Raw genomic sequence first — 23,487 nt, forward strand, 5'->3', positions numbered from 1 at the left:
CGGCTGTGGTCGCTCTTCCGGGTGTGGGGCACCTGGCGCCGCTGGAAGCTCCATCACTCGTGGAACAAGCCTTGGACACATGGTTGGGTTGACACCGTTCTCCGAGGTGGAGTTGCCGCGCCTCGTGGATACTGGGTTCCGTGGTGCTGAGACGAATGGGGACGTCCCTTATCGGAGGTAGAGGGGCCCAGTGGGTTCGCGAGCTGAACGAGCGACATCCATGGAGTCACAACGACTACTTTCACAGTTGGATTCTGGCGAACCTGCCGGATCGACGTAGCCGTGCAGTCGACATGGGCTGTGGACGAGGCGGACTGGTGCGTGCGTTGGCTCCCCATTTCGATCAGGTCGCGGGGGCCGACCGCGATTCGGAGATGCGCCGAATCGCAGAGATCACCTCTGCCGATCTGAACAATGTGTCGATCACAGACAGCCAACTCGACTCCTGGGCAGACGATTCGATCGATCTTGTGACCATGGTCGCCGTCCTGCATCACCTCGACATGGACGACGCATTACGCCATGTCGAACGAATTCTCGCGCCGGGCGGACGCGCACTCATCGTCGGGCTCGCGCCGCCACGAAGCGCGGAAGATCTGCTGTGGGATGCGGTCTCGATCGTCACCAATCCGTTGATCGGATTTCTGCACCGACCGTGGCCCAGCCCGGTGACCGCGCCGCCGCCACCGTTCCCGGTGAAGGACCCGGTGTTGAGCTTCGACGAGATCGGTCACATAGTGAAGAAGCGGCTCCCGGGCGCGACCATGCGACACCGCATAGGGTTTCGGCACACAATCGAGTGGACCAAGCCGGGTGGGTAGTCACACCCACGGTGCTCGACGTTCCCACCACGGCATCGATCCGGACCGGTCGATCTCGACGGTCACGTCGCGGTACCGCTGATCCAATCGAGCTACCGCCGCGCGTAATCGGTGGGCACGACGCCCGTCGCGTCGCATGAGTCGTTCCAACGCATCGCGCGGTCCATCGCCATAGAAGTGGGCGTCGCATGCGGGGCAGCCGGTGAACCCGGCCAAGATCGGCACCCGATTGTCGCGCGTTGACCTGTGTCTTCCATCGACGCGTTCTTCGAGATACTCAACTCGTCGACGCCACTGCGCCAGATATTGGAGTGCCCAACCATCGGTCCGCACCGTACGCGGCCTGTGGGGGTTCACCGAGAGGAAAGGGTCGTGGCCCTTTCGTTCGAAAGTTTCACTGTGTGCGCCATATCGGAGGCGGGCCGAGGAGTTGTGCGTGGATGGATATTCGGCAACGGTACCCCAACTGTCCACGCCACGAGAATCCTTCTGTATGCGGATACGTGTCTGGATCGACTGACCTCAGCGCCCACAATTCGCATCCAGCGACGGAAATTCGCTTCCGGAGCCGAATAGTGGACGCTGAGGTCAGTGGCCTCCGGGTAGGCCGATACCCGGACAGCTAGTGCGGTTCTGCGAGAGTGCCGATCGGTGTCGAACTTCCAGTTCGGTCGATCCACACCGCGACGCCGTCGGCGAGACGAGGGCTCATGAATCCGCCCCCGTCACCCCACGGCCAGGCGGTGTGCGCTTCGGCCACTTGCAGTTGAACCAAATCTGCCATGGACACCAGCGCCTCGTCGACGTTGGCGTCGACCTGCGCACCGTAACCATTGCCGCCGAGGCCACCTGGATCGCTCCCCTCCACGGTGACGGCACTCTCGAGCCACACCGCACCCCCATCGGGGTCGTACATGGCTGCCCATTCGATGTGCTCGATGCGCAAACCGTATTGACGCACCTGCAGGTCATGGCCGAGTCGTTCCAACGCACTCAGCCACGGTTCGGGCAAGGTCGACGATGTGACTCGGGCTCCGTCCAGTGGGGTCCAGCTACCGGTCAACACACGCTCACGGTGCTCGAGGAATGGGTGCATCGTCCGAGTATGCCCCTGCTGCTATCCCTTCCCCTTCGAGGCCGAGCGATGCAGTATGTAAGGAACTGGGATGCTGCGAGAGGACGAGCTGAGTGTGGGATGCACGTAGTGCGGGCGTGCTCCAGTTGCCGTCGGGCAATCTCGTTCGTGGACGCGCCTTGCGCGATCCGATGCCCGGCGGCCCACGGCCGGATCTCGGGGTCTACCTGCAGGGCCGGGATCCTGGTGGATTCGATTGGGACAGCCGATGGGTTCGTTGGCCCGACTTCTGGCTTCCGTCCGACTCGAAGGAACTCGGGGTTGTACTGCGAGAAGTACTGCGCCGCTGCGCAACCGAGAGGGTCGAGATCGCGTGCACCGGTGGGGTGGGGAGAACTGGCACAGCGCTCGCGTGCCTCGTCGCGCTCGACGGTATGCCCGGCAGTGCAGCCGTCGACTACGTTCGACACAACTACGCGCGTCGAGCAGTCGAGACGCCCTGGCAGAAGCGCTTTGCGAAGACATTCGTGAAACCGGGTTCTCTGCTCTGAGCAGAATCCCCGACACCTCATGGAATCGAGGCCTAGGCTCCGATCATGGGCGAGGTCATACGAATCGATGAGCGCCGAGCAGCACGCGCAGTGGAACCCTTGTGGCGTGAAGTGGTCGGCCGGAGGCTACGCGAGCGCAGGCACGCCCGCGGCGACACTCTTGCCGAGACCGCAGCCCGCGCAGGCATTGCGCCGCAGTACTTGTCGGAGGTCGAACGTGGCCGCAAGGACCCGTCGAGCGAAATCCTTGCGGCCGTCGTCGGTGCGTTGGGCACTTCGATGGCGGACATCTCACGCCTAGCGCATCACGACCTGTCGCGAGGAGATGCGACGTTGATGGCTGCCTGACGCCCCTCGAGAACCTGGTCGACGACGCCGTACTCGCGGGCGGCAGATGCCGTCAACACCAGATCGCGGTCGGTGTCATGGCGAAGCTTCTCGACGTCGCGTCCCGTGTGTTTGGCAAGGATCGATTCCATCTCGGCCCGGACTCGGACCACCTCGTCTGCAGCCAGAATCAGGTCGGGAATGGTGCCGCGTCCCTGCGCCGCAGGTTGATGCAACACCACCCGACTGTGGGTCAGCGCAGAGCGTCGCCCTGGTGCCCCGGCGGCGAGGAGTACTGCACCAGCTGCAACGGCTTGGCCCACACATGTTGTGGCAACAGGTGATCCGATGAACTGCATGGTGTCGTAGACGGCCAGCATGGCGGCCGTGTCACCGCCCTCGCAGTTGATGTACATCGAAATCTCCCGATCGGGAGAGTCGGCCTCCAAGTGAAGAAGTTGCGCGATCATCGCGTTCGCGACACCTGCATCGATTCCGGTACCGAGGTAGACGATGCGCTCACTGAGCAAGTGCGAATACACGTCGACGACGCGTTCTCCGCGCGAATCTCGCGTGATCACATTTGGAATCGTGTACGTGCTCATCGTGCCAGCTCCATTCCGAAGGACACCCGTCGCGCAGGCATGACCTGATCGAACGAGTCGACGATCGCATCGACGAACCCGTACTCACGGGCAGCCTCCGCAGTGAACCAGCGATCGTGCAGAGAGTCGTCGAAGATCTGCTCACGTGTTTGTCCCGTGTCGTCGGCGATCAGGCCGAGCACCGTATCTCGGGTATGACGCAGATCGTTGGCCTGCACCTCCACTTCGACGGCCGACCCTCCGATGCCCGCCGAGCCCTGGTGCATGAGGATCCGTGAATGCGGCAGGGCGTACCGCTTTCCTAGCGTGCCCGACGACAGCAGGAATTGACCAGCGCTGCAGGCCAATCCGAGCGCGAGGGTCGAGACGTCGCACGGGACGAGGCGCATCACATCGCGGATGGCGAGCATCGCGGGAACCGATCCGCCTGGAGAGTGAATCCACAGGGCGATGTCGGCCGAGGAATTCTCGGCGGCCAACGTCAGCAGGTGAGTGGTGAGGACGGTGCCGTTGTCGTCGTCGAGGGGGCCGTCGAGTACCAGGACTCGGTGTCGTAGGAGTTGGTTGCGGAGTTCGGGCGGGAACATTCGAGGCGATTCGCTCATGAGTCGAGTGTGAATCCGAATTCGGTTGCACACCAGGTGTTCTGCTGTGGGCAGCGACTCTGCTCACAGCTGCGTCGGCCGCGGAGGGACAATGGTGAGATGACTGCACTCGAGTTCTCCGAATCCATCACCGTCGCTGCGTCGGTCGACGACGTGTACGCCGTCGTCTCCGACGTCACCCGTACGGGTGAATGGAGCCCGATCTGCCAGGAGTGCTGGTGGAACGAGCCCGGTGGCGGTGGCGTCGGATCTACGTTCACCGGCCGCAATGTGGTGCCGGGTCGCACCTGGGAAACGGTCTCGACAGTGGCGGCGGCCGAACCCGGCCGCGAGTTCGCTTGGGTGGTGGGCGACAACTTCGTCCGCTGGGGCTACACGCTCGAGCCCGTGGACGGTGGCACACGGCTGACCGAGAACTGGAACTTTCTGCCCGGCGGCATCGCCCACTTTCACCGCAAGTTCGGCGACGACGCGCAGCAGGAAATCGACACTCGTAGCCGAGCCGCTCTCGACGGCATCCCGCGCACCCTGGCGGCAATCAAGCGAATCGTAGAAGCCGAAGCCTGACTGCCGTCGGCCAGGTGCGCTGACTGTCCACAATTTGAGGCCGGTGACGGAATCCCGCCTGTCGACGCGAATTGTGGACACTGAGCGCACCCGCGACGGATAGCCTGTCCGCATGGCAGCAACGGTTCTGCGTGTGTCTACGGTCCTCGAATCACGGGGCTCTGCAGCAGCAATAGTGCTCAGTGACGAACAGGTTGCGTCCCTCGGCTCCACCAAGACTCCGCCGGTCCGGTTCACGATCGGTGGACAAACTGTGCGCGGTCGGATCGGGCGGATGGGAGGCGAAAATCTGCTCGGACTGAACAAGAGCGTTCGCGCCACACTCGGCGTAGAGGCCGGCGACACCGTCGACGTGACGATCGAATTGGACGACCAGCCGCAGGTGATCGAGGTACCGCCGGCGCTGGCCACAGCTCTGGACGCGGATCCCGCCGTCCGAGCAGCGTTCGATGCGCTGGCACCGTCGACACGAAAAGAACACGCACGCTCCGTGGCCGACGCGAAACGTGACGACACCCGTGAGCGGCGCATCACGGCAATCGTCCAGTCCCTTCGGCCCTGATGCCACGCGTTGCCTGCCGGGAGAGCGCTACAGGCAGCGGTGCGAGCCCATCATGACACCACTAGGGCTTGACGTGACACCATTGTGGTGTCACTCTTGATGCATGGAACTTGGGCAGTACGTCAACGACCTGCAACGTCGGTTGGTCGAGTCGGCAGCAACCGGAGACGAGAACACTCGTGTCGCTGCTGAACGACTCGTCGACGGCATGGATGCGGCGACGCGTCTGGTGATGCTCGACGTGCTGTCGGCCGCGGTAGGAGACATCAGCCGCGACCTTGCCCCTGGTTCCGTGGACATCAGGCTCCGCGGACGTGAGATCGAATTCGTCGTGGCGGCACCTGTCTCGGAACCGGAAGACGACGAACAAACCCCTCCCAGCATCGAACTGGACGACACGAGCACATCCCGCACCACTCTTCGACTGCCGGACGCGCTCAAATCGCGAGTGGACGAGGCCGCGGCGTCGGACGGTATGTCGGTGAACACCTGGTTGGTGCGAGCCGTCGCCACCGCTCTTCAACCCAAACAACGCCGTGCCGCGCAACGAACGGTTCGTACCGGGGACAACTTCGCCGGCTGGGCGCGCTGATCGTCGGCTCCAGCAAAGCTTTTCAGTAACTCTGCGCCGAGCAGAGTGTCACAACCATGCCCATAGGAGGCATCGCCATGCCCGAATTCGCTACTCCGACGCCGATCGACCTGGCCATCGATCTGCAGGTCGGGAGCATCGACGTCGTTGCGACAGAACGCACCGACACCGTCGTGACCGTCACTCCCACCAACCCGTCCAAAGCCGTCGATCGTAAGGGGGCCGAGAACACCAAGGTCGACTTCGACGGCGAGCGCCTCACCGTCATCGGTCCCAAGGCGCGCATCAGCTTCTTCGGTCCGACAGAGTCCGTGGAGGTGAAAGTCGAAGTGCCGCAGGCGTCTCGACTCACTGCGGAGATTGCAGTCGGCAGCTTACGCACCGTGGGCGATCTCGCTGCCGTGCGCATCAAGAGTTCGATGGGTCCGGTCGAATTGGATTCGGCAGAGGACCTGTGGGTGCGCGCCGGGCACGGTAACGCGACCGTGGGTACGGCACTGGGCAATATCGATATCACCGCGGACCACGGCCAGATTCGACTCGGAACGGTCGTCGGTGATGCAGTGCTCAAGGCGTCGCACGGCTCGATCATGGTGCGGGAATCTGGCACCGAACTCGATGCCAAGCTGTCCTACGGCGATCTCGATGTCGAGAAGTCGCTAGGCGGAGTGAGCGCGAAGACCGCGTACGGCAGCATCACTCTCCACGAAGTAACCGGTGGCGCAATCCAAGTTGAGAGCGGATACGGCCAGGTTACCGTCGGTGTGCGGCGCGGTGTGCCCGCGTGGCTCGATCTGTCGTCGAAGGACGGACACGTTCGCAACGAACTCACGCCCGAAGGCGCACCCGACGAGACAGAAGAGAGCGTATCGATTCGCGCTCGAACGCGATACGGCGACATTGCCGTCCGGCATGCACAGCACAGCTGACAGACAAGGACCGGACATGAAAACACCCGCAATTCACGCCCGTGGTCTGCGAAAGTCCTACGGCGACAAATGTGTACTCGACGGTGTCGACCTCACCGTCGACGCCGGCACCGTCACCGCGCTGCTCGGGTCCAACGGGGCAGGCAAGACCACGACCGTCCATATCCTGTCCACTCTCGTTGGGCCGGATGGTGGTTCGGCAACAGTCGCAGGCTGTGACGTCGTCGGCAATCCCGAGGGCGTTCGTGCAGCAATCGGTCTCACCGGTCAGTTCTCGGCGGTAGACAACCTCTTGACCGGCGAGGAAAATCTGATGCTGATGGCCAGACTCCGGCATCTGGGACCTAAGCGATCGAAGCCACGTGTCGCAGACCTGCTCGAGCAGTTCGATCTGGTCGAGGCCGCTCGAAAGCCGTTGTCCACGTACTCGGGTGGCATGCGGCGACGTCTCGATCTTGCCATGACCCTCGTCGCCCCACCGCGCGTCATCTTCCTCGACGAGCCGACCACCGGCCTCGACCCCCGCAGCCGACGCACCATGTGGGATATCGTGCGATCACTCGTCGCCGACGGCACCACCGTGCTGCTCACCACTCAATACCTCGACGAGGCAGACGAACTCGCTGACCGTATCGCGGTTCTCGACGGCGGCCGGATCGTCGCCGACGGTACCCCGGACGAGCTGAAACGCCGCATGCCCGGCGGTCACATTCGACTGCGCTTCGCCGACATCCTGACGCTCGACGACGCAACCCGCGCATTCGGCGATGCGGTCGTCGACGCCGACGGTCTGGCGTTGTCGGTACCGACCGACGGAAGCGTCCGCACCCTGCAGGCCGTGTTGAGCCGGCTGGATGCGGCAGGCGTTGCGGCCGACGACCTCAGTATCCACACTCCGGACCTCGATGACGTGTTCATGGCATTGACCGGCCGGACCGACAGCAAGGTCGAATCATGACAACTGCAACGACATTCGCGATGAGTGATTCGATCACCATGCTCCGCCGCAGTCTTCTGCACATTCGGCGATATCCGGGCTTGACGATGTTCGTCATCGGCGCGCCAGTGGTGTTCCTGATGTTGTTCGTCTTCGTATTCGGCGGAACCCTGGGCGCAGGTTTGCCCGGTGTGGACCCAGACGCCGGACGGTCTGCATACCTGCCGTACGTGATGCCGGGCATCCTCGCCATGACGATTGCCGGTACCGCCGGTGGAATGGCGACCACCGTTGCCATGGATATGACGGAGGGCATCACCGCGCGGTTCCGGACGATGGCGATCTCGCGTGCAGCGGTTCTGGCAGGCCACGTACTCGGCAACACGGTGCAGGCCGTTCTCGGAGTGGTGGTTGTGCTGGCAGTGGGAATTGCCGTCGGCTTTCGACCGAATGCCAATCCTCTGCAATGGGTCTCGATTCTGGGAATGGTGCTGCTCATCGCCTTCGCGATCAGTTGGCTCGCGGTGGCGATGGGTATGGCGTCGAAGTCGGTGGAAACCGCGAGCAATCTTCCGATGCTGTTGCTGCTGCTGCCGTTCCTGGGAAGCGGATTTGTTCCGACCGACACGATGCCGTCGGGGCTGCGATGGTTCGCCGACTACCAACCGTTCACGTCGTTCGTCGAAACCCTGCGTGGACTGATGACGGGGGAGCTGCTGGGTACGAATCTGCCACTGGCACTTGCCTGGTGCGCGGTGATCACAGCGACGGGATACGTCTGGTCGATGGCAATCTACGAGAAGAAGTCGGTGCGCTGACTCGTCGGTCATCGGTGGTTGGGTGTCGGCGTCACAAACGCGCGCGCACTCGTCAGGTGCGCGCGATTCCGCTGGCGAACAGGTGACCAATACGCGAGCGTTTCGCAAACGCGCGCGCGTTTGCGGGGGCCAACGGGCTCACACTACCGCAGCAGGCGTGCTCGACGCGACGGCCGCCGCCGGGCCGATCCCCGAGGACAGGCCAGCGAGAATTTCTACAGCCGAAGTGATGTCGGGAAGTGAGCGAGTGAACGGAATACGCTGATGATCGTCGAAGGCGTATCCGGTTCCGAATCGTAGTCCGGGTGCCAGCAGCACACCGTGAGAGTGGGCTTCGGCGACGAGTGCACTCGATCGGATGCCGTCGGGTAGGGAACACCACAATGCCAGGCCTCCGTCCGGTACTCGAAAGTGCCAGTCCGGCAGATGATCACGCATCAATGCGACGGTGTGGTCACGAGCAACTCTCGAAGCCTCCGCGCGCACCCGACGAACCTCGTCGTACTTGCCCATCAACTCGACCGCAGCCAGCTGATCGATGACGGACACCGAAAGTTGGCGTCGCGCATAGGTTGCGGCGATTCTCGCCAACAGGCCTGCTTCGGCTCGAACCCAGCCGACTCGCAGCCCTCCCCACACCGTCTTGCTCGTCGACCCGATCGTCACCGTCGCAACATCCGGGGTTGCCGCCCCGAAAGGTTCGATGTCGGGCGACCCGTCGAGGGACAGGTCCGCTGCTACCTCGTCGACGATGGTCAGTATTGCGTGGCGGTGCATGGTGGCGGACAGCTGCCGGCGGGTGCGGAGGGGGAGTCGCGCACCGGATGGATTGGAGAAGTCGGGCATGAAATACGCCAACGTGGGAGCGCTCTGTCGAGCGGCCCGATCTGCTGATGCCACGAATTCGTCGGTGTCGTCCGGGTCGATGGGTACCGGGATGCATCGGCCGCCGAGCGAATGAACGAGCTCGACGACACCCGGATACGTCGGATGCTCGACCAACACTCGGGCACCGGGCTCTGTGAACGTTGCCAGCACTGCATGAATGGCGTCGGTGGCACCGGCGGTGACGAGAATGTTGTCGGCGGTGGTCGGGACCCCTCGCCCTCGGTAGTACGCGGCAATGGATTCGCGGAGCTCGAACAGACCGGACGGAGCATAGCCGCCCAAGGTGAAACGGTCTCGAATCTTCTCCGCCGCAACGCCGTACGCATCGGACAGCATGGGCGACGCAGAGGGGGACGCGTTGACGAACTCCAGGTTCGCAGTCTCCCGATCGCCCGCGAGCGAACCCCACGACGGCAGCGAACCGGTAGGCGAAACGTAGGTGCCCGACCCGCGTTGGGCACTGATCCACCCGCCCTCGCGAAGATGCTTGTAGGCCGACGCGACCGTGACCCGACTGACATCGAGACTGATCGACAGAGCCCGCTCGGCGGGCAACCGCGTCTGAGCCGACACCTCGCCGTTCTCGATCAACCGCCGCAACTCGTCGGCGATCTCGAGGTAGAGCGGACCGCCGGATCTGTTCCGCAGCGTCGACGGGCCGATGCGCGCTGCCAACTCCGGGGCCGAGATCGCCGTTGCGTCGAAAGGATCCATACAGGCCACTCTTGCACACTGGACTGCAATATTCGGCCCAAAACCAGTCCATTGTTGTCTCATGATCGCAATTGGAGCTGTTGTGGCCCTATCTGTCATCGGAGCAGGGTGGACTGTGGTCGCATTGCGCGACGGTGGGAGAAGTGCCCCCACGGGGCCTCCGCGCAGTCGGGTGCAGGCAGACTGATGTAGTTGTCCACGGATCGCAGACGCAATCCGGGGTCGCGGAGGACAATCGAATCCATGCCTGCTCCCGTCGAATTCTCCACCCTCGATCTGCCGCTCGAGGAACGGATCGAACGCTGGGAGGGGCACAATGCGGACGTTCTGATCGGGCTGCGCTGCCGCATGCTGGAGGTGAAGCAGCTCGAAGCGACCGGAACGAACCTTCGGCTCGAATCGATGGACCTGGCGCGGGTCGTCGGAACTTCGCACGTGGTGGAACGAGACGCGGAGTTGATTCGGCGACACCCGTCGGACTCCGTCATGCTGTACTTCAGCCTCGTGGGAGATGCATTCTTCTACTCGGAGGGCGGCATTCGTGCTGTCGGGCCGGGTCAAGGGTTGTTGCTCGACGCCGACACAGCCTTCATGCGGGGCTTCTCCCACGGACTGGAGGAGCTGGTGGTGAAGATGCCCCGCTCGCTGTTCGCGGACGTTTCGGGTGCGGCGTCTCTCGTGGGCCCCACGATGTTCGACTTCTCTCCGAGCGGCAATGTGTACGCGGCGGCGCTCGCTCGGCAAGTGGGAAGAGCAACCGGTCGCGACGCGGCTTCGCCGGATGAGCACGCGATCCTCGAACTCGTCTCGGTGCTGACCACCGGTGCCCGCGCGAACCTGAACTCGGCGCATCGAGCGGCGGCGCGTTCGTTCATCGAGCAAAGCCTGCCCGACGCATCGCTGTCTGCCGCACAGGTGGCACGCGCAGTAGGGATCAGTGCCCGGCACCTGTCGCGGGTGTTCGCCGACGACGGCATCAGCGTGCCCAAGTACATCCTCGAGCGGCGGCTCGCACGTGCCCACGCGCAGCTCACCGCACCCCTCGATGCGTCGGTGACCATTGCCGACATCGCTCGATCGTGCGGGTTCTCGTCCGCCACATACTTCTCGAAATCGTTCGTGGCCAGATTCGGCCACCGTGCAACCGATGTCCGACGCGACGCGGTGATCATGCGATCGGCGGGGTGACACTCACGAAATCGGCCATGTGTGTCGGTTTGCGCCGAGCTCGGCACGATTGATGACAACACCGCAGAGTGATGCAGGACACTCGATCGTAGAGCCCGTGACGAGAGTCGGGCACGACGAAGGGTGTTTCCATGCCGGTGTTCGACGACGGCCAGAAGGCCACAGAGTTGCCCGATTCCTCGGTGGTCGAGACCGATGTTCTCATCGTCGGCTCGGGGCCCGCCGGTGGATCCGCGGCATTGCTGCTGTCCACTCTCGGAATCCCCAACATCATGATCACCAAGTACCGCTGGACGGCGAACACTCCGCGCGCTCACATCACCAACCAGCGAACCATGGAGGTCTTCCGAGATGTCGGTATCGCAGACCAGGTGCTCGCCGACGCCACCGAGCACGGGCTCGTCGGCGACACCGTGTTCTGCACCTCGATCACGGGCGAGGAGATCGGCCGTATCCGCACATGGGGTACCGGGGCGGACCGCGAAGCGGACTACCAGCTCGCATCACCGTGCCTGACCGTCGACATTCCTCAGACGTACCTCGAGCCCATCCTGGTGAAGAACGCGACGATGCGGGGAACTCAGGCCCAGTTCTCCACCGAATACCTCTCACATGTGCAGGACGCCGACGGGGTCAGTGTCTCGGTGGTCGATCGACTCACCGGACATCGCTACACGATCCGTGCCAAGTACCTGATCGGCGCGGACGGAGCGCGCTCCAAGGTGGCCGCGGACATCGACCTTCCGCTCGAGGGCGCGATGGACATCGCCGGGTCGATGAACATCACCTTCAAGGCCGACATCGCCGAGTACGTCGGACACCGACCGTCGGTGCTGTACTGGGTGATTCAGCCCGGATCCAACGTCGGTGGCATCGGTGCCGGGTTGGTTCGCATGGTCCGGCCGTGGAACGAGTGGCTCGTGGTCTGGGGATTCGACATCGCACAGCCACCGCCGGTGGTGAACGAGGCCGCCGCCGTCGAGATCGTTCGCAGCCTGCTGGGCATGCCGGACCTCGACGTCGAGATCACCGGAACATCGTTGTGGGGCAACAACGAAATGTACGCCACGCATCTGCAGAAGGGCCGGGTGTTCTGTGCGGGTGACGCCATCCATCGGCATCCGCCGAGCAACGGGCTCGGCTCGAACACCTCGATCCAGGACTCCTACAATCTCGCGTGGAAGATCGCCGCAGTGCTGAAGGGCCAGGCAGGCGAAGCGTTGCTCGATACCTACTCCGCCGAACGCGCCCCGGTGGCCGAGCGAATCGTCAAGCGTGCCAACCAGTCCGGTCGTGAGTTCGCAGACCTGTTCCACGCCCTCGGGGTCACCGACGCCAAGACCGAGGAGGAGATGGTCGAACGCATCGAAGAGCGTAAGGCCAACACGCCTGCGGGCGCGGCGAAGCGGGCCGCGCTGGTGAAGGCGATGGAGATCAAGAACTACGAGTTCAACGCTCACGGAGTCGAATTGGGCCAGTTCTACACGTCCTCGGCCGTTGTGCCCGACGGGGTTCTGCCCGAGGCGGTACGAGACCCGGACCTGTACTACCAGGTCTCCACCGTGCCGGGATCGCACCTGCCGCACGCCTGGGTGGGCAACAACATGCACAAGTTCGCGATGATGGATCTCGCGCCCTACGACCGCTTCACGCTCATCACGGGAGTAGCCGGATCGGATTGGGAGTCGGCGGCCGACAAGATCGGTCACGAACTGGGTGTGCCCGTCGAGGTGGTTGTGATCGGGCCCGGACGTGACGTCACCGACCTGTACTTCGACTGGTCTCGCCTGCGTGAGGTGACCGAGAGCGGTGCGCTGTTGGTACGTCCGGACAAGCACATCTGCTGGCGCGCAGATGAACTCGTAGCAGACCCCGAGAACGCCCTGCGGCAGGCCTTGACCGCGGTCCTGTCGCGATGACCTACGATTTCGCCTATGACGCGAACCCGATGCGGGTGCGATTCGGCGCGGGTTCGCTGTCGGCTCTGGCCGACGAGCTCGACCACCTCGGCCTGCGGCGCGTACTGGTTCTGTGCTCGCCGAGCCAGAAAGGCACAGCCGAACGCATAGCCTCGATGCTCGGAGACCGATGCGTGGGGGTGCGGGCCGACGCCGTGATGCACGTGCCGTCGGAGGTGGCGAAAAGATCCAGCGCCGAGGCCCTTTCCCTCGGGGCCGACGGCTGCATCACCGTCGGCGGCGGCTCCTCGATCGGCCTCGGCAAGGCCATCGCCCTCGTACACGGACTCCCGATCGTGGCCGTTCCCACCACGTACGCCGGTTCGGAGATGACCCCGGTGTGGGGTCTGACGACCGACGGGCGCAAGGAAACCGGTCGCGACATCAGGGTGCTGCCACGCAGCGTCGTCTACGACCCCGAGCTGACGACCGGCCTGCCGGTCGACATCTCCGTCACGAGTGGAATCAACGCCGTGGCGCACGCCGTCGAAGCGCTGTATGCACCCGACATCAGCCCGATCGTTGCACTGATGGCCGAGGACGGTGTGCGCGCTCTCGCGTCGGCGCTACCGGCGATCGTGGCAGACCACCTCGATCCGCAAGCGCGCAGCGACGCGCTCTACGGTGCCTGGTTGTGTGGTGCCACTCTCGGTGCCACCACGATGTCGTTGCACCACAAGCTGTGTCACTCGCTCGGCGGCACCTTGAACCTGCCGCACGCTCCGACCCACACGGTGGTGTTGCCGCACGTGTTGGCCTTCAATCAGTCGGCTGCACCCAGCGCAGTGACCGCGCTCTCGCGTGCGCTTCCCGGTTCCGGGGACCCGGCAATGCGGCTGTGGGACCTCTGTCGCAGACTCGGAGCGCCACGTTCTCTGGCCGAACTGGGTATGAAGGAGACGGACATCGACCGAATCGTCGAGGACGTGACGAGCAGGTCGTACGGAAACCCGCGGCCCGTCACCCGTGAGGCCGCCACAGCCATTCTGCACGCAGCGTGGGCCGGCGACCCGCCGACCGAGATCGGACAGTGAGAGAGACCATGACCGAGCAGACCATGACCGGACAAGCACAGGATGCCGTCGAAGAGCGGTTGGTGGAGAACGTACTTCGATCGTTCGACGACTGCACCGACCCTCGGTTGAAGCAGGTGATGACCTCGCTGGTGCAACACCTGCACGGATTCATTCGCGATGTGCGATTGACCGAAGCGGAGTGGAACGCCGCCATCGGATTTCTGACCGAGACCGGTCACATCACCGACGACCGCCGGCAGGAGTTCATTCTGCTCTCCGACGTCCTCGGGGCATCGATGCAGACCATCAACGTCAACAACCCCGCCTACGAGGACGCGACCGAAGCGACCGTGTTCGGTCCGTTCTTCGTCGACGACGCACCGCATATCGAGAACGGTGGTGATGCATCGGGAGGTGCTGCAGGACAACCGTGCTGGGTCGAGGGAACCGTGCGAGACACCGCCGGCACGCCGATTCCCGGTGCACGCATCGAAATCTGGGAAGCCGACGAGGACGGGTTCTACGACGTTCAGTACGACGACGCGCGTGTCGGCGGTCGAGCGCATCTCTACAGCGACGACGACGGGCACTATCGATTCTGGGCGCTGACTCCGACTCCGTATCCGATTCCGCACGACGGGCCGGTCGGACGAATGCTCACTGCGACCGGTCGCTCGCCGATGCGGGCATCGCACCTGCACTTCATGGTGACGGCACCGGGAATGCGCACGCTGGTGACGCACATCTTCGTCAGCGGCGACGACCTGCTGAACAGCGACACCGTGTTCGGAGTCAAAGAGTCCCTGATCAAGGACTTCGTCGAGCAGCCGTCGGGAACAGCGACTCCGGACGGTCGCGATGTCGGTGACAGAACGTGGGCCAGGGCCGACTTCGACATCGTGCTCGCACCTGTAGGCGAGTCCTGACGCGTCAGTGTTCGACCGACCGACCGGCAGTGATCGAGTCGACGAACGGAGTCAGCAGCAGCGCGAAATCATCTGCTGCAGCAGCAATATCGTGCGGGGGCTCGGGGATATAGCTCAATGCCAGACGCACGATTGCCCTGCTGATGACGTCTGCCTGCCGTGGGCTCGCGCCTACCCAGCCGCGTTGGAAGGTGTTTGCGAGTCGGTCTCCCGCGCGCTCGATCAGTACGGCATTGTCGGTGGTGATCAGGCGGAGCAGATCCTCGGGGGCGTCGCCACCGTGCAGTGATCGCACGAGGGGATCCAGCGCACTCAGCTGGAAGAACGACGAGAAACCCTGGCGCAGGGCAGCGCCGGCATCGTCGGGATGCTCGTACAGCGCGGTGTCGCACAGGTCGACGAAAATGTCCGTCAATCTGATGGCGTACCCCTGTGCGACGCCGCGCCGTGAACCGAACTCGTTGTACAGGCTCTGTCTGCTCAGGCCGGCAGCCTTGGCGATGTGACTCATCGTCACGTTGCGCCAGTTGCGCTCGTGCAGCAACTCACGCAGCGCATCGAGCGCGGTGTCGCGCGCAAGAGTGGACGCGGCTTCACGGTATCGACCGGGGGTCGACGTCTGTTCGGCTGCGGGCATGAACACGACTCTATCGAACGACCGCATGCGGCCGGTCCAGCCATTCTTCTCCGAGGAGTTCCCGATCGATGGGGTCTCCGCTCGCGATGGAGGCTCTGACCTGCCTGATGTCCTTCGGGAAGCCGACGCCGATGGCCCCGACGAGCTTCCCGTCCCGCAGCGCACAGGCGGTGAAGCGGCGGTCCTCGATGGACCCGCGCACCACGACGTACTCGTCGTCGGCACCGGTCCACCCCGCGAACTGCAGGTTGAGGCCGTGTTGAGTGGACCACCCCCACGGAACGTCGAGATCGCCGACGTCGAGACCGAGGATGGACCGGGCGGCCCGGGTCGCTTGATCGACGGCCCCGTTCCAGTGCTCGCTCCGATAGGTGCCGCCGAGGATCGTGTTGGGTACCTCGGCGACGTCACCTGCCGCGTATATGCCGGCCGCTGATGTTCTCATCTCGGCATCCACCAAGATTCCCGACGCGGTCTCGAGGCCCATATCCGCCCCGAGCTCGATGTTGGCGACGGAGCCGACGGACACCAGCACTGTGCCGGCGGCCCATGAGCGTCCGTCCGGAGCGGTGGCACGGAGCGTGCCGTCGGGCAGCTTCTCCAGCTCGGTCACGGAGACGTCGGTGTGCATCGTTATGCCGTTGTCGCCGTGCAGGTCTCGATACATCCGCGAGATCGCGGCCGGTGCGATCCGGCTCAGCGGAGTCGAGGCGGCCTCCAACACCGTGACCTCGGCACCGAGTGACCGGGCCGCTGCCGCCGCCTCGCACCCGATCAGGCCACCACCGATCACCAGCAGTGATCCCGTTCGGAGAATGTCGGCGTGCAGCGGGGCGACGTCGGCGGCGCTGCGGAGCGTGAACACGTGACCCGAACCCAGCCGATCGAGTTGCCGTGCCCGAGAACCCGTTGCCAGCAGCAGGGCGTCGTACGGGACCTGATCGCCGTCGTCCAGTTGCACGGCCGAATCGGTGACCGCGGTAGCCGTGACGCCGGTGCGAACGTCGACACCGTCGATGGCGGCACCCAGCTGAACCTGATCGACCGACTTGGTACCCAGCAGCAGCTCCTTGGAGACCGCCGGACGACGGTAGGTAGCCTCCTGTTCGTTGCCGATCAGCGTGACGGACCCGGTGAAACCCTCGGCGCGTAGCACTTTGGCGGCGGTGTACCCGGTGGCACCGGTGCCGACGATCACGACGCGGCCGGGTTGCCGAGTATTCACCCGCGCTCGACCTCGACCATCTCGAAATCGGCCTTGGCGGCGCCACAATCGGGGCACGACCAGTCGTCGGGAATATCGTCCCAGCGCGTGCCTGGCTCGATACCGTCCTCGGGCCAGCCCAGTTCTTCGTCGTACTCGAATCCACACTGAACGCAGCGGTAGAGCTTCATGCCATACTCCTGAAGTCGATTTTCTCGCGAACACCACAGTCGGGGCACGGCCAGTCGTCCGGTACCTCGGACCATGCGGTGCCGGCCGGAAAGCCCTCACGCGGTGCGCCGTTGGACTCGTCGTACACGAACTCGCACACCGGGCACTCGAAGGCAGCCATCACTTCGCTCCGTAGGCAGCTAGGATCTTCTCCCGCTTGGACGGCTGGATGTTGACGCGGGTGATGTCGCCGTCGTAGTGATCGAGAACGCGGTGGTCCATCACCTTGCGCCACACGGGTGGGAAATAGGCCAGAGAGATCATGCTCGCGTAACCGCTCGGCAAGTTGGGTGCTCCGTCCATGCTGCGCAGCGTCTGGTAACGCCGAGTGGGGTTGGCGTGGTGATCACTGTGTCGCTGAAGGTGATACAGGAAGATGTTGGTCACGATGTGATCGGAGTTCCAGCTGTGCTCGGGGGTGCATCGTTCGTATCGGCCGTTGTCCTTCTTCTGACGCTGCAAGCCGTAGTGTTCGAGGTAGTTGACCGTCTCCAGCAGTGAGAAGCCATAGATTGCTTGAATGACCAAGAACGGCAGCACGATCGGACCGAACACGGCAACGAGAACTGCGTAGAGGACGACGGACATCAGCCAGGCGTTGAGCACATCGTTGTGAATACTCCACGTGCTCTTGCCCAGACGCTCCATGCGAGTCTTCTCGAGCTCCCAGGACGACCGCAGACTTCCCCACACGCTACGGGGGAGGAAGGCCCAGAAGCTCTCACCGAACTTCGAGCTCGCCGGATCCTCGGGAGTGGCGACGCGAACATGGTGGCCGCGATTGTGTTCGATGTAGAAGTGGCCGTAGAACGTCTGTGCCAGAGTGATTTTCGACAGCCAGCGCTCGAGCTCGTCCTTCTTGTGCCCGAGTTCGTGAGCGGTGTTGATGCCCACACCGCCCATGACGCCGATGCTGATGGCCAGGCCGATCTTCGAGAGCAGCCCCAATCCGCCGTCGATGCCGAGCCACGAGAGGTTGTCGGTGGACCAGAGGTAGCAGGCGAACACCAGGCTCGCGAGCTGGAACGGAATGTAGGCATAGGTGCAGTAGCGGTAGTACTTGTCTTCCTCGAGCGCCTTCATCACCTCGTCGGGTGGATTGTCGCCGTCGGGACCGAAGAAGCGGTCGAGAATCGGGAGCAATCCATAGACGAGCAGCGCGCCGATCCACCACCAGACCGGGGCCACCGCATTCCAGCCGAGCTGGTTGAAGGCCCACACCAGACCGGTGGCCAGGAACACTGCCGTGGGCGGAATCAGGCCCATGAGCCAGAGATGTCGCTTGCGGTCGTGCCACTCGTCGACCGGCGTCTGTGCCTGGTCGTCGATGTTCGATGCGGTCATCGTCACTCCTCGTGTAAGTCCGATCACTATGGATTGGACAATACACCGAATTTGTCAGTCTGATGGACAAATCTCGAAATTTGTACAAACAGCTGATGTGGGTGTGGCCACGCCCACAGCGACACTTTTCGGTCAGATCCAGCTGCTACCTTCCGATTCGTTGTGGCCGGCAACAGTCGGCCATGACATTCGTAGGTCCGTCTGTATCCCGTCGGGGGTACTTCACAACAGGAGTAGCTATGGACGCATTCATCGCCAAGATCATCGTCGACGTCATCCTCGGGCTCATCGGCAGCGGAAGCGCCGAGAGCGGCAGCACAGCAGTGAGCGCTTTCCTCGGTTCCTGACGACGGGGGCTGCGCCGGTGCGATACCGGCGCAGCCTGCCCAGGAGTCGAGTCGCGGTGAGGGGGACTCGTTTGTACTCTTGGCCGCGAGACAGGGAGACCGCCACCGCGCCATGAGCAATGACAACGATGACCCGCACGGTGACAGCCGTAGCTCTCGCGGGCGCAGCAGGCACCGACGGCCCAAGAGGACGAGTCGACGCATCCTCGGGGGCTTCGGCCCGCTGGTCGTCGTCGCTCTCGGGTTCGGTGCGTGGTTGGCATACACAGTCAACGCCGCGTACACCAATTTGAACCAGGCCAACGAATACGCCCAGGCAGCGAAAACTGCACTGCTGTCAGGAGATACAAGCAAGGCCGAGGACTCCGTCGACGATGCGGTGCGGACCTCGACCCGCGCGAAGGACGCCACCGACTCACTGATCTGGACTGCTGCTGCGGCAATTCCCTATGTGGGGCAACCGCTGGACGTTGTTTCTCGAATTGCCGACGTCGTCAACGGTCTGACAGTCGACGTACTGACGCCGGCGGTCGCGGTGGGCACCGCTCTCGACCCGAGTCAGCTGCGCGGACCCGACGGGGCTATCGACATCGGTGCTCTGCGCGACGCCTCGCCGGCGTTGTCTCGGGCCGCCGCCGCGGCCGCCGAGCTCGATGTGCAGTCGCAGGCGATCGGGGAACCGGCATTCAGCGCGCAAATCTCCGACGCTCGGACTCGGCTGCAGGATCGGACGCACGAGCTGAACTCTCTGTTGGCGAACACCGACATCGTGGCCAAGGTACTCCCGGCGATGCTCGGGGCGGACGGCCCGCGCAGTTACTTCATGGCTTTTCAGACACTGTCGGAGTCCCGAGGAACCGGCGGACTGATCGGCGGATTCGGGATCGTGCGTGCCGTCGACGGCGCGGTGACGGTCGATTCGCTCGCCAGCAATGCCGAACTCCGGATTCCCTACGACCCGATCGATCTCGGTCCGGACTTCTTCGATGCCTACGAGACTCGCTTCCAACCGACACAGAATTGGCAGAACAGCAACGTCAGCCCGCACTTCCCGTACGCCGGGCAGATCTGGCAGTCGATGTGGCAGCAGGAGACCGGCGAGCGTGTCGACGGGGCGCTGGCAACCGACCCGGTTGCGCTCGGGTACATCCTCGACGTCGTCGGTCCGATCACGATGAGCGACGGTGAAGTGATCGATGGATCCAACGTCGTACGAGTCACGCAGTCCGACGCCTACTTTCGCTTCGAGAACGACAACTCCGCACGCAAGGCGTATCTCCAGGACATCGCCGCCAGGGTCGTCGCGAAGATGCAGGGCAACATCGCGTCGCCGCGCGCTCTTCTCGAAGCACTCGGAAAAGCCGCCGGCGAAGGCCACATCGCCGTATGGAGCGCGGACGCGGCACTGCAATCGATTCTGGGTCCCACCAAGATCGGCCACGAAGTACCGGACAGCCCCGACCCGTACGCCGCACTGGTGGTGAACAACGGTGCGGGCGGCAAGCTGGACTACTACTTGCAGCGCAAGGTCACCTACTCCGCGCAGACCTGTGACGGCGCGACGCGGACCACCCACGTGGTCGCCGAGCTCACCAACAATGCGCCCCTGCAGGACTACACCACGTATATCGCAGGCAGACAAAACGATTCGACTCGATACGACGGGCCGCCGGGAACCAACCGCTCGGTGGTAGCGCTGTACGCAACTCAGGGTGCAACGTTGACGAACGCGACGATCAACGGCACGCCGCTGTTCTTGCTGACCGCCGCCGAACGCGGCCACCCGGTGTTCTACGTTCCGGTCGTCATCGAACCGGGTAGTACCAAGACCATCGAGTACAACCTCGTCGAACCGAACGTCGACGGCAAGGCCTCGGCACCGGTTCAGCCGCAATCGGTTCCGGTACCGACCGAGGTGGATTTCCCTGACTGCTCGTGATCGCAACCCGGCATCGGGAACGGCGGTGCTCGCTGCGGACCCGGGCGCGCGGGTGGTGATGACGCCGGAGTGACGGACCCGAGTGTTCAGGATCGTCCGTCGGACGCGGGATCCCGCCGAAGGGCGTCGATAGCGAACAACGAAGTCCGCTATCAGAGGCGGCCCTCATGGATTGCCAGGATGACCAGAACGACCACAGCAATCGTGAGGATCGCTAAGAGCGCCACGTAGATTGGATGCGTCGAGCCTGGCGGTCGAACCCCGTTCGGACCCCTCATCTGGAGCATGTCACAGACTGTAGGCCACCTTCTCGGATTGTGCACAGGATGCGTGGTACAAAACCGTCACCTCGAATCGATTCGCACACGTGTTCGATCAAGCGTAGTGTTGCGGTCGGCGGAGCTGGGAGGGAAGCCCGGCTCCGCCGCCCAATCTGTGCACAGCTCCCGTGAAGTGGACGGTGATCCGATGGACGACGTAATGCGCAAAGCGAAGGAACTCGAGGCGGTGGTCATCGAGCTCGAGGCGTTGGATCATCGGCGCGTCGGACTGGGGGATCGGCTGGTGGATCTCGAGCACTTCTTCCGGAGAGCCGGGTGCCCCGAACTGTCCCAGCAAGCGCTCGACGCGTTTGTGGTCACGTACGCGGGCCGGGTGCTCGAGTTGGCCGACGGTATGCGCGGTTAGCCCCTGCGTCGGGAAGTTCACGACTTCGCAGACCAGGTGGTTTCGTCTGTGGTTGACTTGTCGATCCAGGTCGGGATACGAGGAAAGCCGCTCTTCACAGTGAACAGTCTTCGTCAATGGTGGTCGCTCCCGGTCGACTACGGGTGGAACGTCGCGTACGCGCGGTCGCAACGCGCACTGTCCATCACCAGAGTTCTCATCGGATTCTTCTGCTGGCTGTACGGCACCGCCGCCGCGATCGCCCTGACCATTCCGGGGCTCGGAGACAGCACTCTCGGTCGTTGGGCCCTGTGGTTCACCGTGATCACGACATTTCCGGTGGGTTCGGCCTGGTTGATCGGCGGCTGGCCGAGATGGCAGATGTCGATCGCATTCGTGCTGTACGCCGATATCGTGCTCGCCGCGGTTCTGCTCAGCGTGGACGGGCCGTCGGAGACGCTGCCCATGGCGGCTTTGTTCACCGTCATGGGCAGCTACGTCGTGGGATTTCACGGCCCGAAACTGTTCACCACACATCACGTGTTCGCGCTGGTGACTACGGCCGCACTGTACGTCTCTGCCCTGATGGACGGCCGGGAGCAGCGTCTGCAGACCAACCTTTACCTGATCATGCTGATCCTGGTGATGTTCTCGGCCCCTCTGATCTGCCACTCGTTCCTCATGCTGCTGCGCCGCGACGCCACCGGCGCGTTCTACGACCCCCTCACGGGAATGCGGAATCGGCGGGGATTCGATGCGGCGATCGGAAACCTGGAGTTTCGATCCGGTTCGGACACATCCGTGGTCGCCGTGGTGATCGACATCGACAATTTCAAAGCAGTCAACGACAGGTACGGGCACGAGCACGGAGATTCCGTCATACGAACGACCGCGACCCGAATTCTCGAGGCCTTCCCCGCGCCTGCGATCACCGTTCGACTCGGTGGCGAAGAGTTCGCGGTCGTCTGCGTGGACGACCGCGATTCGGTGATCGAACGATCCGAATTGCTGCGAATCCGACTGTGTGACAAGACGGATCGATCTCCGCTGACCGCTTCGTTGGGCGTCGCGGAGGCGGTTGCCGAGGCGCGGAACATCGAGGCCGACATCAACGATCTGCTGAGCCGTGCCGATCAGGCGATGTACCAGGCGAAAAGGCTGGGCGGCGATCGCGTCGCGCTGTACGTGGACGATTCACTGCCGAGTGGAGCCGTGGACGAACGGCAGTGACGGCGCCGACCGATTCCGAATCCGGAACCGATCGACGCCGCGAGTGTCTGCTGTTAACTCTAGCGGGCAACCTCGGCTGCGATCGCGGACTGCGTGCCGACGTCGAAGACCGGGTTGGTCAGGTGCACGTCGAGGGTGTTGCCGGGGCCGGCGATGATGGCGTTGAGCACCGAGGTGAACGCGCCACAGTTCTGGAACTGCGGAATCGTGTAGGTGCCCTTGACATGTGAGTCGGTCTGGTTGTTCTGGATCAGATCGATGGCATCGAGCGAACCGGTGAGGTTGGCGGTGGTTTCGGCGGTGACGCAATTGGCACCCGCGGGGATCAGATCGAGCGAGGCCGACCCTGCCGATCCGGTGTCGATACCCAGCGGCTTCACCGAATCGATTCGGATCTTGAAGCTCTGCTGAACATCGAGATCCAAAGTGGGTGCCTCGGCGGGTCCGCCCTGGACGAGGGTGCCGGACACCGGGGTCGCGTCGACGATGGAGATGGTGAACTTCGCCAGCGTTGCCGGGCCGAGTTTCAGGTTGGCGGATGCTTGCGGGAGGGCGAGCGAGCCGGTGACGGTGCCGCCGACCAGGTCTACGTCGGTGACCAGGTCGGTGGTCGGGAACACCACCGGCTGACCGGTCTTGGCGATGACCGTCGTCGTGTCTGCCTGGAAGGTGATGGGAAGCGTGTCGGCGGCGTTGGCCGGGGCGGCCACCATCGTTGCCAGTGCGACGGACGATGCCAGTGCCGCCATTGTGACGACGGTCTTGTTGCGGATCTTCACGTGGTTTTCCTTCAGTCATAGGTTTTTCGGA

Annotated in this window: 27 protein-coding genes; 16 read left to right on the top strand and 11 right to left on the bottom strand. The window is 63.6% G+C overall.

Going from position 1 to position 23,487, the window contains the following annotated elements:
- Positions 1 to 155: 155 nt before the first annotated feature.
- Entirely contained in the window at positions 156 to 821 is a 666-nt protein-coding gene (locus ACQR3T_RS16715; RefSeq protein WP_428694210.1) for a class I SAM-dependent methyltransferase, read from the top strand.
- Positions 822 to 1,443: 622 nt separating this feature from the next.
- Here ACQR3T_RS16715 and ACQR3T_RS16720 read toward each other — a convergent pair.
- Positions 1,444 to 1,917, bottom strand: coding sequence for a hypothetical protein (locus ACQR3T_RS16720; protein ID WP_428694211.1), 474 nt, complete (start codon positions 1,915 to 1,917; stop codon positions 1,444 to 1,446).
- A gap of 170 nt (positions 1,918 to 2,087) precedes the next feature.
- On the opposite strand from ACQR3T_RS16720, the gene ACQR3T_RS16725 reads away from it, so the two are divergent.
- Positions 2,088 to 2,447, top strand: a complete 360-nt coding sequence (locus ACQR3T_RS16725; RefSeq protein ID WP_428694408.1) for a protein-tyrosine phosphatase family protein — start codon at positions 2,088 to 2,090, stop codon at positions 2,445 to 2,447.
- Between the two features lie 45 nt (positions 2,448 to 2,492).
- Positions 2,493 to 2,795 carry a helix-turn-helix domain-containing protein gene (locus ACQR3T_RS16730; RefSeq protein WP_032376144.1) on the top strand — a complete coding sequence of 101 codons (303 nt, stop codon included), beginning with the start codon at positions 2,493 to 2,495 and terminating at the stop codon, positions 2,793 to 2,795.
- On the opposite strand, the gene ACQR3T_RS16735 is transcribed toward ACQR3T_RS16730, so the two are convergent.
- Both ACQR3T_RS16735 and ACQR3T_RS16740 read right to left on the bottom strand, forming a co-directional pair.
- Positions 2,753 to 3,379 carry a ClpP family protease gene (locus ACQR3T_RS16735; RefSeq protein ID WP_428694212.1) on the bottom strand — a complete coding sequence of 209 codons (627 nt, stop codon included), beginning with the start codon at positions 3,377 to 3,379 and terminating at the stop codon, positions 2,753 to 2,755. The genes ACQR3T_RS16730 and ACQR3T_RS16735 overlap by 43 nt on opposite strands.
- A complete protein-coding gene (locus ACQR3T_RS16740; RefSeq protein ID WP_428694213.1) occupies positions 3,376 to 3,984 on the bottom strand; it encodes a ClpP family protease in 609 nt (202 codons plus the stop codon). The genes ACQR3T_RS16735 and ACQR3T_RS16740 overlap by 4 nt, the downstream gene beginning before the upstream one ends.
- A 99-nt stretch (positions 3,985 to 4,083) precedes the next feature.
- On the opposite strand from ACQR3T_RS16740, the gene ACQR3T_RS16745 reads away from it, so the two are divergent.
- The 6 genes from ACQR3T_RS16745 to ACQR3T_RS16770 all read left to right on the top strand — a co-directional run bounded on the left by ACQR3T_RS16745 (position 4,084) and on the right by ACQR3T_RS16770 (position 8,389).
- The gene (locus tag ACQR3T_RS16745) at positions 4,084 to 4,551 is read left to right on the top strand and encodes an SRPBCC family protein (RefSeq protein ID WP_037172930.1); all 468 of its coding nucleotides are present in this window, start codon (positions 4,084 to 4,086) and stop codon (positions 4,549 to 4,551) included.
- A gap of 112 nt (positions 4,552 to 4,663) precedes the next feature.
- Positions 4,664 to 5,113: a YdeI/OmpD-associated family protein gene (locus ACQR3T_RS16750; RefSeq protein WP_428694214.1), complete on the top strand. Its 450-nt coding sequence runs from the start codon at positions 4,664 to 4,666 to the stop codon at positions 5,111 to 5,113.
- 103 nt (positions 5,114 to 5,216) lie between these two features.
- The gene (locus tag ACQR3T_RS16755) at positions 5,217 to 5,705 is read left to right on the top strand and encodes a histidine kinase (RefSeq protein ID WP_428694215.1); all 489 of its coding nucleotides are present in this window, start codon (positions 5,217 to 5,219) and stop codon (positions 5,703 to 5,705) included.
- A 77-nt stretch (positions 5,706 to 5,782) separates the two neighbouring features.
- The gene (locus ACQR3T_RS16760) at positions 5,783 to 6,634 is read left to right on the top strand and encodes a DUF4097 family beta strand repeat-containing protein (RefSeq protein WP_428694216.1); all 852 of its coding nucleotides are present in this window, start codon (positions 5,783 to 5,785) and stop codon (positions 6,632 to 6,634) included.
- 16 nt (positions 6,635 to 6,650) lie between these two features.
- Entirely contained in the window at positions 6,651 to 7,592 is a 942-nt protein-coding gene (locus tag ACQR3T_RS16765) for an ATP-binding cassette domain-containing protein (protein WP_428694217.1), read from the top strand.
- A complete protein-coding gene (locus tag ACQR3T_RS16770) occupies positions 7,589 to 8,389 on the top strand; it encodes an ABC transporter permease (RefSeq protein ID WP_428694218.1) in 801 nt (266 codons plus the stop codon). The genes ACQR3T_RS16765 and ACQR3T_RS16770 overlap by 4 nt, the downstream gene beginning before the upstream one ends.
- A gap of 138 nt (positions 8,390 to 8,527) precedes the next feature.
- On the opposite strand, the gene ACQR3T_RS16775 is transcribed toward ACQR3T_RS16770, so the two are convergent.
- Positions 8,528 to 9,991 carry a PLP-dependent aminotransferase family protein gene (locus tag ACQR3T_RS16775; RefSeq protein ID WP_428694219.1) on the bottom strand — a complete coding sequence of 488 codons (1,464 nt, stop codon included), beginning with the start codon at positions 9,989 to 9,991 and terminating at the stop codon, positions 8,528 to 8,530.
- A 95-nt stretch (positions 9,992 to 10,086) separates the two neighbouring features.
- Positions 10,087 to 10,236 carry a hypothetical protein gene (locus ACQR3T_RS16780; RefSeq protein WP_155290909.1) on the bottom strand — a complete coding sequence of 50 codons (150 nt, stop codon included), beginning with the start codon at positions 10,234 to 10,236 and terminating at the stop codon, positions 10,087 to 10,089.
- Here ACQR3T_RS16780 and ACQR3T_RS16785 point away from each other — a divergent pair.
- The 4 genes from ACQR3T_RS16785 (at position 10,235) to ACQR3T_RS16800 (ending at position 15,079) form a co-directional block, all read left to right on the top strand.
- Positions 10,235 to 11,179: a helix-turn-helix domain-containing protein gene (locus ACQR3T_RS16785; protein WP_428694220.1), complete on the top strand. Its 945-nt coding sequence runs from the start codon at positions 10,235 to 10,237 to the stop codon at positions 11,177 to 11,179. The two genes, ACQR3T_RS16780 and ACQR3T_RS16785, sit on opposite strands and share 2 nt — an antisense overlap.
- Positions 11,180 to 11,310: 131 nt before the next feature.
- Positions 11,311 to 13,098 (top strand): FAD-dependent oxidoreductase, encoded by a 1,788-nt coding sequence (locus ACQR3T_RS16790; RefSeq protein ID WP_428694221.1) that lies wholly within the window; start codon positions 11,311 to 11,313, stop codon positions 13,096 to 13,098.
- The gene (locus tag ACQR3T_RS16795; protein WP_032376155.1) at positions 13,095 to 14,171 is read left to right on the top strand and encodes a maleylacetate reductase; all 1,077 of its coding nucleotides are present in this window, start codon (positions 13,095 to 13,097) and stop codon (positions 14,169 to 14,171) included. The genes ACQR3T_RS16790 and ACQR3T_RS16795 overlap by 4 nt, the downstream gene beginning before the upstream one ends.
- 8 nt (positions 14,172 to 14,179) lie before the next feature.
- Positions 14,180 to 15,079 (top strand): dioxygenase, encoded by a 900-nt coding sequence (locus tag ACQR3T_RS16800; protein WP_428694222.1) that lies wholly within the window; start codon positions 14,180 to 14,182, stop codon positions 15,077 to 15,079.
- Positions 15,080 to 15,083: 4 nt separating this feature from the next.
- On the opposite strand, the gene ACQR3T_RS16805 is transcribed toward ACQR3T_RS16800, so the two are convergent.
- Genes ACQR3T_RS16805 through ACQR3T_RS16825 form a run of 5 tightly spaced genes read right to left on the bottom strand, consistent with a single transcriptional unit; the run spans position 15,084 to position 18,495 of the window.
- On the bottom strand, positions 15,084 to 15,716 hold the full coding sequence (locus ACQR3T_RS16805; protein ID WP_428694223.1) for a TetR/AcrR family transcriptional regulator: 633 nt from the start codon (positions 15,714 to 15,716) through the stop codon (positions 15,084 to 15,086).
- A gap of 10 nt (positions 15,717 to 15,726) precedes the next feature.
- The gene (locus ACQR3T_RS16810; RefSeq protein WP_428694224.1) at positions 15,727 to 16,941 is read right to left on the bottom strand and encodes an NAD(P)/FAD-dependent oxidoreductase; all 1,215 of its coding nucleotides are present in this window, start codon (positions 16,939 to 16,941) and stop codon (positions 15,727 to 15,729) included.
- The gene (locus ACQR3T_RS16815; protein ID WP_027495558.1) at positions 16,938 to 17,111 is read right to left on the bottom strand and encodes a rubredoxin; all 174 of its coding nucleotides are present in this window, start codon (positions 17,109 to 17,111) and stop codon (positions 16,938 to 16,940) included. The genes ACQR3T_RS16810 and ACQR3T_RS16815 overlap by 4 nt, the downstream gene beginning before the upstream one ends.
- On the bottom strand, positions 17,108 to 17,272 hold the full coding sequence (locus tag ACQR3T_RS16820) for a rubredoxin (RefSeq protein ID WP_428694225.1): 165 nt from the start codon (positions 17,270 to 17,272) through the stop codon (positions 17,108 to 17,110). The genes ACQR3T_RS16815 and ACQR3T_RS16820 overlap by 4 nt, the downstream gene beginning before the upstream one ends.
- A complete protein-coding gene (locus tag ACQR3T_RS16825; RefSeq protein ID WP_037173439.1) occupies positions 17,272 to 18,495 on the bottom strand; it encodes an alkane 1-monooxygenase in 1,224 nt (407 codons plus the stop codon). Before ACQR3T_RS16825 ends, ACQR3T_RS16820 begins: the two co-directional genes overlap by 1 nt.
- Positions 18,496 to 18,954: 459 nt before the next feature.
- Here ACQR3T_RS16825 and ACQR3T_RS16830 point away from each other — a divergent pair, with 459 nt between their 5' ends.
- The 3 genes from ACQR3T_RS16830 (at position 18,955) to ACQR3T_RS16840 (ending at position 22,677) form a co-directional block, all read left to right on the top strand.
- Positions 18,955 to 20,781: a DUF4012 domain-containing protein gene (locus ACQR3T_RS16830; RefSeq protein WP_428694226.1), complete on the top strand. Its 1,827-nt coding sequence runs from the start codon at positions 18,955 to 18,957 to the stop codon at positions 20,779 to 20,781.
- A 468-nt stretch (positions 20,782 to 21,249) separates the two neighbouring features.
- Positions 21,250 to 21,468 (top strand): hypothetical protein, encoded by a 219-nt coding sequence (locus ACQR3T_RS16835; protein WP_032376460.1) that lies wholly within the window; start codon positions 21,250 to 21,252, stop codon positions 21,466 to 21,468.
- 99 nt (positions 21,469 to 21,567) lie between these two features.
- Positions 21,568 to 22,677 carry a GGDEF domain-containing protein gene (locus ACQR3T_RS16840; RefSeq protein ID WP_428694227.1) on the top strand — a complete coding sequence of 370 codons (1,110 nt, stop codon included), beginning with the start codon at positions 21,568 to 21,570 and terminating at the stop codon, positions 22,675 to 22,677.
- A gap of 59 nt (positions 22,678 to 22,736) precedes the next feature.
- Here the strand turns inward: ACQR3T_RS16840 and ACQR3T_RS16845 are convergent, their stop codons facing one another.
- The gene (locus tag ACQR3T_RS16845; protein WP_032376161.1) at positions 22,737 to 23,456 is read right to left on the bottom strand and encodes a hypothetical protein; all 720 of its coding nucleotides are present in this window, start codon (positions 23,454 to 23,456) and stop codon (positions 22,737 to 22,739) included.
- Between the last annotated feature and the right edge of the window lie 31 nt (positions 23,457 to 23,487).

This window comes from Rhodococcus sp. IEGM1428 (assembly GCF_050321865.1).
In the GTDB taxonomy this organism is placed as follows: domain Bacteria; phylum Actinomycetota; class Actinomycetes; order Mycobacteriales; family Mycobacteriaceae; genus Rhodococcoides.

Coding starts and splice junctions, on each gene's coding strand:
- ACQR3T_RS16820 (WP_428694225.1), bottom strand. CDS start 17,272: ATGGCTGCCTTCGAGTGCCCGGTGTGCGAGTTCGTGTACGACGAGTCC.
- ACQR3T_RS16720 (WP_428694211.1), bottom strand. CDS start 1,917: ATGCACCCATTCCTCGAGCACCGTGAGCGTGTGTTGACCGGTAGCTGG.
- ACQR3T_RS16750 (WP_428694214.1), top strand. CDS start 4,664: ATGGCAGCAACGGTTCTGCGTGTGTCTACGGTCCTCGAATCACGGGGC.
- ACQR3T_RS16765 (WP_428694217.1), top strand. CDS start 6,651: ATGAAAACACCCGCAATTCACGCCCGTGGTCTGCGAAAGTCCTACGGC.
- ACQR3T_RS16735 (WP_428694212.1), bottom strand. CDS start 3,379: ATGAGCACGTACACGATTCCAAATGTGATCACGCGAGATTCGCGCGGA.
- ACQR3T_RS16715 (WP_428694210.1), top strand. CDS start 156: ATGGGGACGTCCCTTATCGGAGGTAGAGGGGCCCAGTGGGTTCGCGAG.
- ACQR3T_RS16725 (WP_428694408.1), top strand. CDS start 2,088: ATGCCCGGCGGCCCACGGCCGGATCTCGGGGTCTACCTGCAGGGCCGG.
- ACQR3T_RS16740 (WP_428694213.1), bottom strand. CDS start 3,984: ATGAGCGAATCGCCTCGAATGTTCCCGCCCGAACTCCGCAACCAACTC.
- ACQR3T_RS16825 (WP_037173439.1), bottom strand. CDS start 18,495: ATGACCGCATCGAACATCGACGACCAGGCACAGACGCCGGTCGACGAG.
- ACQR3T_RS16730 (WP_032376144.1), top strand. CDS start 2,493: ATGGGCGAGGTCATACGAATCGATGAGCGCCGAGCAGCACGCGCAGTG.
- ACQR3T_RS16755 (WP_428694215.1), top strand. CDS start 5,217: ATGGAACTTGGGCAGTACGTCAACGACCTGCAACGTCGGTTGGTCGAG.
- ACQR3T_RS16800 (WP_428694222.1), top strand. CDS start 14,180: ATGACCGAGCAGACCATGACCGGACAAGCACAGGATGCCGTCGAAGAG.
- ACQR3T_RS16745 (WP_037172930.1), top strand. CDS start 4,084: ATGACTGCACTCGAGTTCTCCGAATCCATCACCGTCGCTGCGTCGGTC.
- ACQR3T_RS16775 (WP_428694219.1), bottom strand. CDS start 9,991: ATGGATCCTTTCGACGCAACGGCGATCTCGGCCCCGGAGTTGGCAGCG.
- ACQR3T_RS16835 (WP_032376460.1), top strand. CDS start 21,250: ATGGACGACGTAATGCGCAAAGCGAAGGAACTCGAGGCGGTGGTCATC.
- ACQR3T_RS16785 (WP_428694220.1), top strand. CDS start 10,235: ATGCCTGCTCCCGTCGAATTCTCCACCCTCGATCTGCCGCTCGAGGAA.
- ACQR3T_RS16830 (WP_428694226.1), top strand. CDS start 18,955: ATGAGCAATGACAACGATGACCCGCACGGTGACAGCCGTAGCTCTCGC.
- ACQR3T_RS16805 (WP_428694223.1), bottom strand. CDS start 15,716: ATGCCCGCAGCCGAACAGACGTCGACCCCCGGTCGATACCGTGAAGCC.
- ACQR3T_RS16795 (WP_032376155.1), top strand. CDS start 13,095: ATGACCTACGATTTCGCCTATGACGCGAACCCGATGCGGGTGCGATTC.
- ACQR3T_RS16790 (WP_428694221.1), top strand. CDS start 11,311: ATGCCGGTGTTCGACGACGGCCAGAAGGCCACAGAGTTGCCCGATTCC.
- ACQR3T_RS16770 (WP_428694218.1), top strand. CDS start 7,589: ATGACAACTGCAACGACATTCGCGATGAGTGATTCGATCACCATGCTC.
- ACQR3T_RS16815 (WP_027495558.1), bottom strand. CDS start 17,111: ATGAAGCTCTACCGCTGCGTTCAGTGTGGATTCGAGTACGACGAAGAA.
- ACQR3T_RS16780 (WP_155290909.1), bottom strand. CDS start 10,236: ATGGATTCGATTGTCCTCCGCGACCCCGGATTGCGTCTGCGATCCGTG.
- ACQR3T_RS16760 (WP_428694216.1), top strand. CDS start 5,783: ATGCCCGAATTCGCTACTCCGACGCCGATCGACCTGGCCATCGATCTG.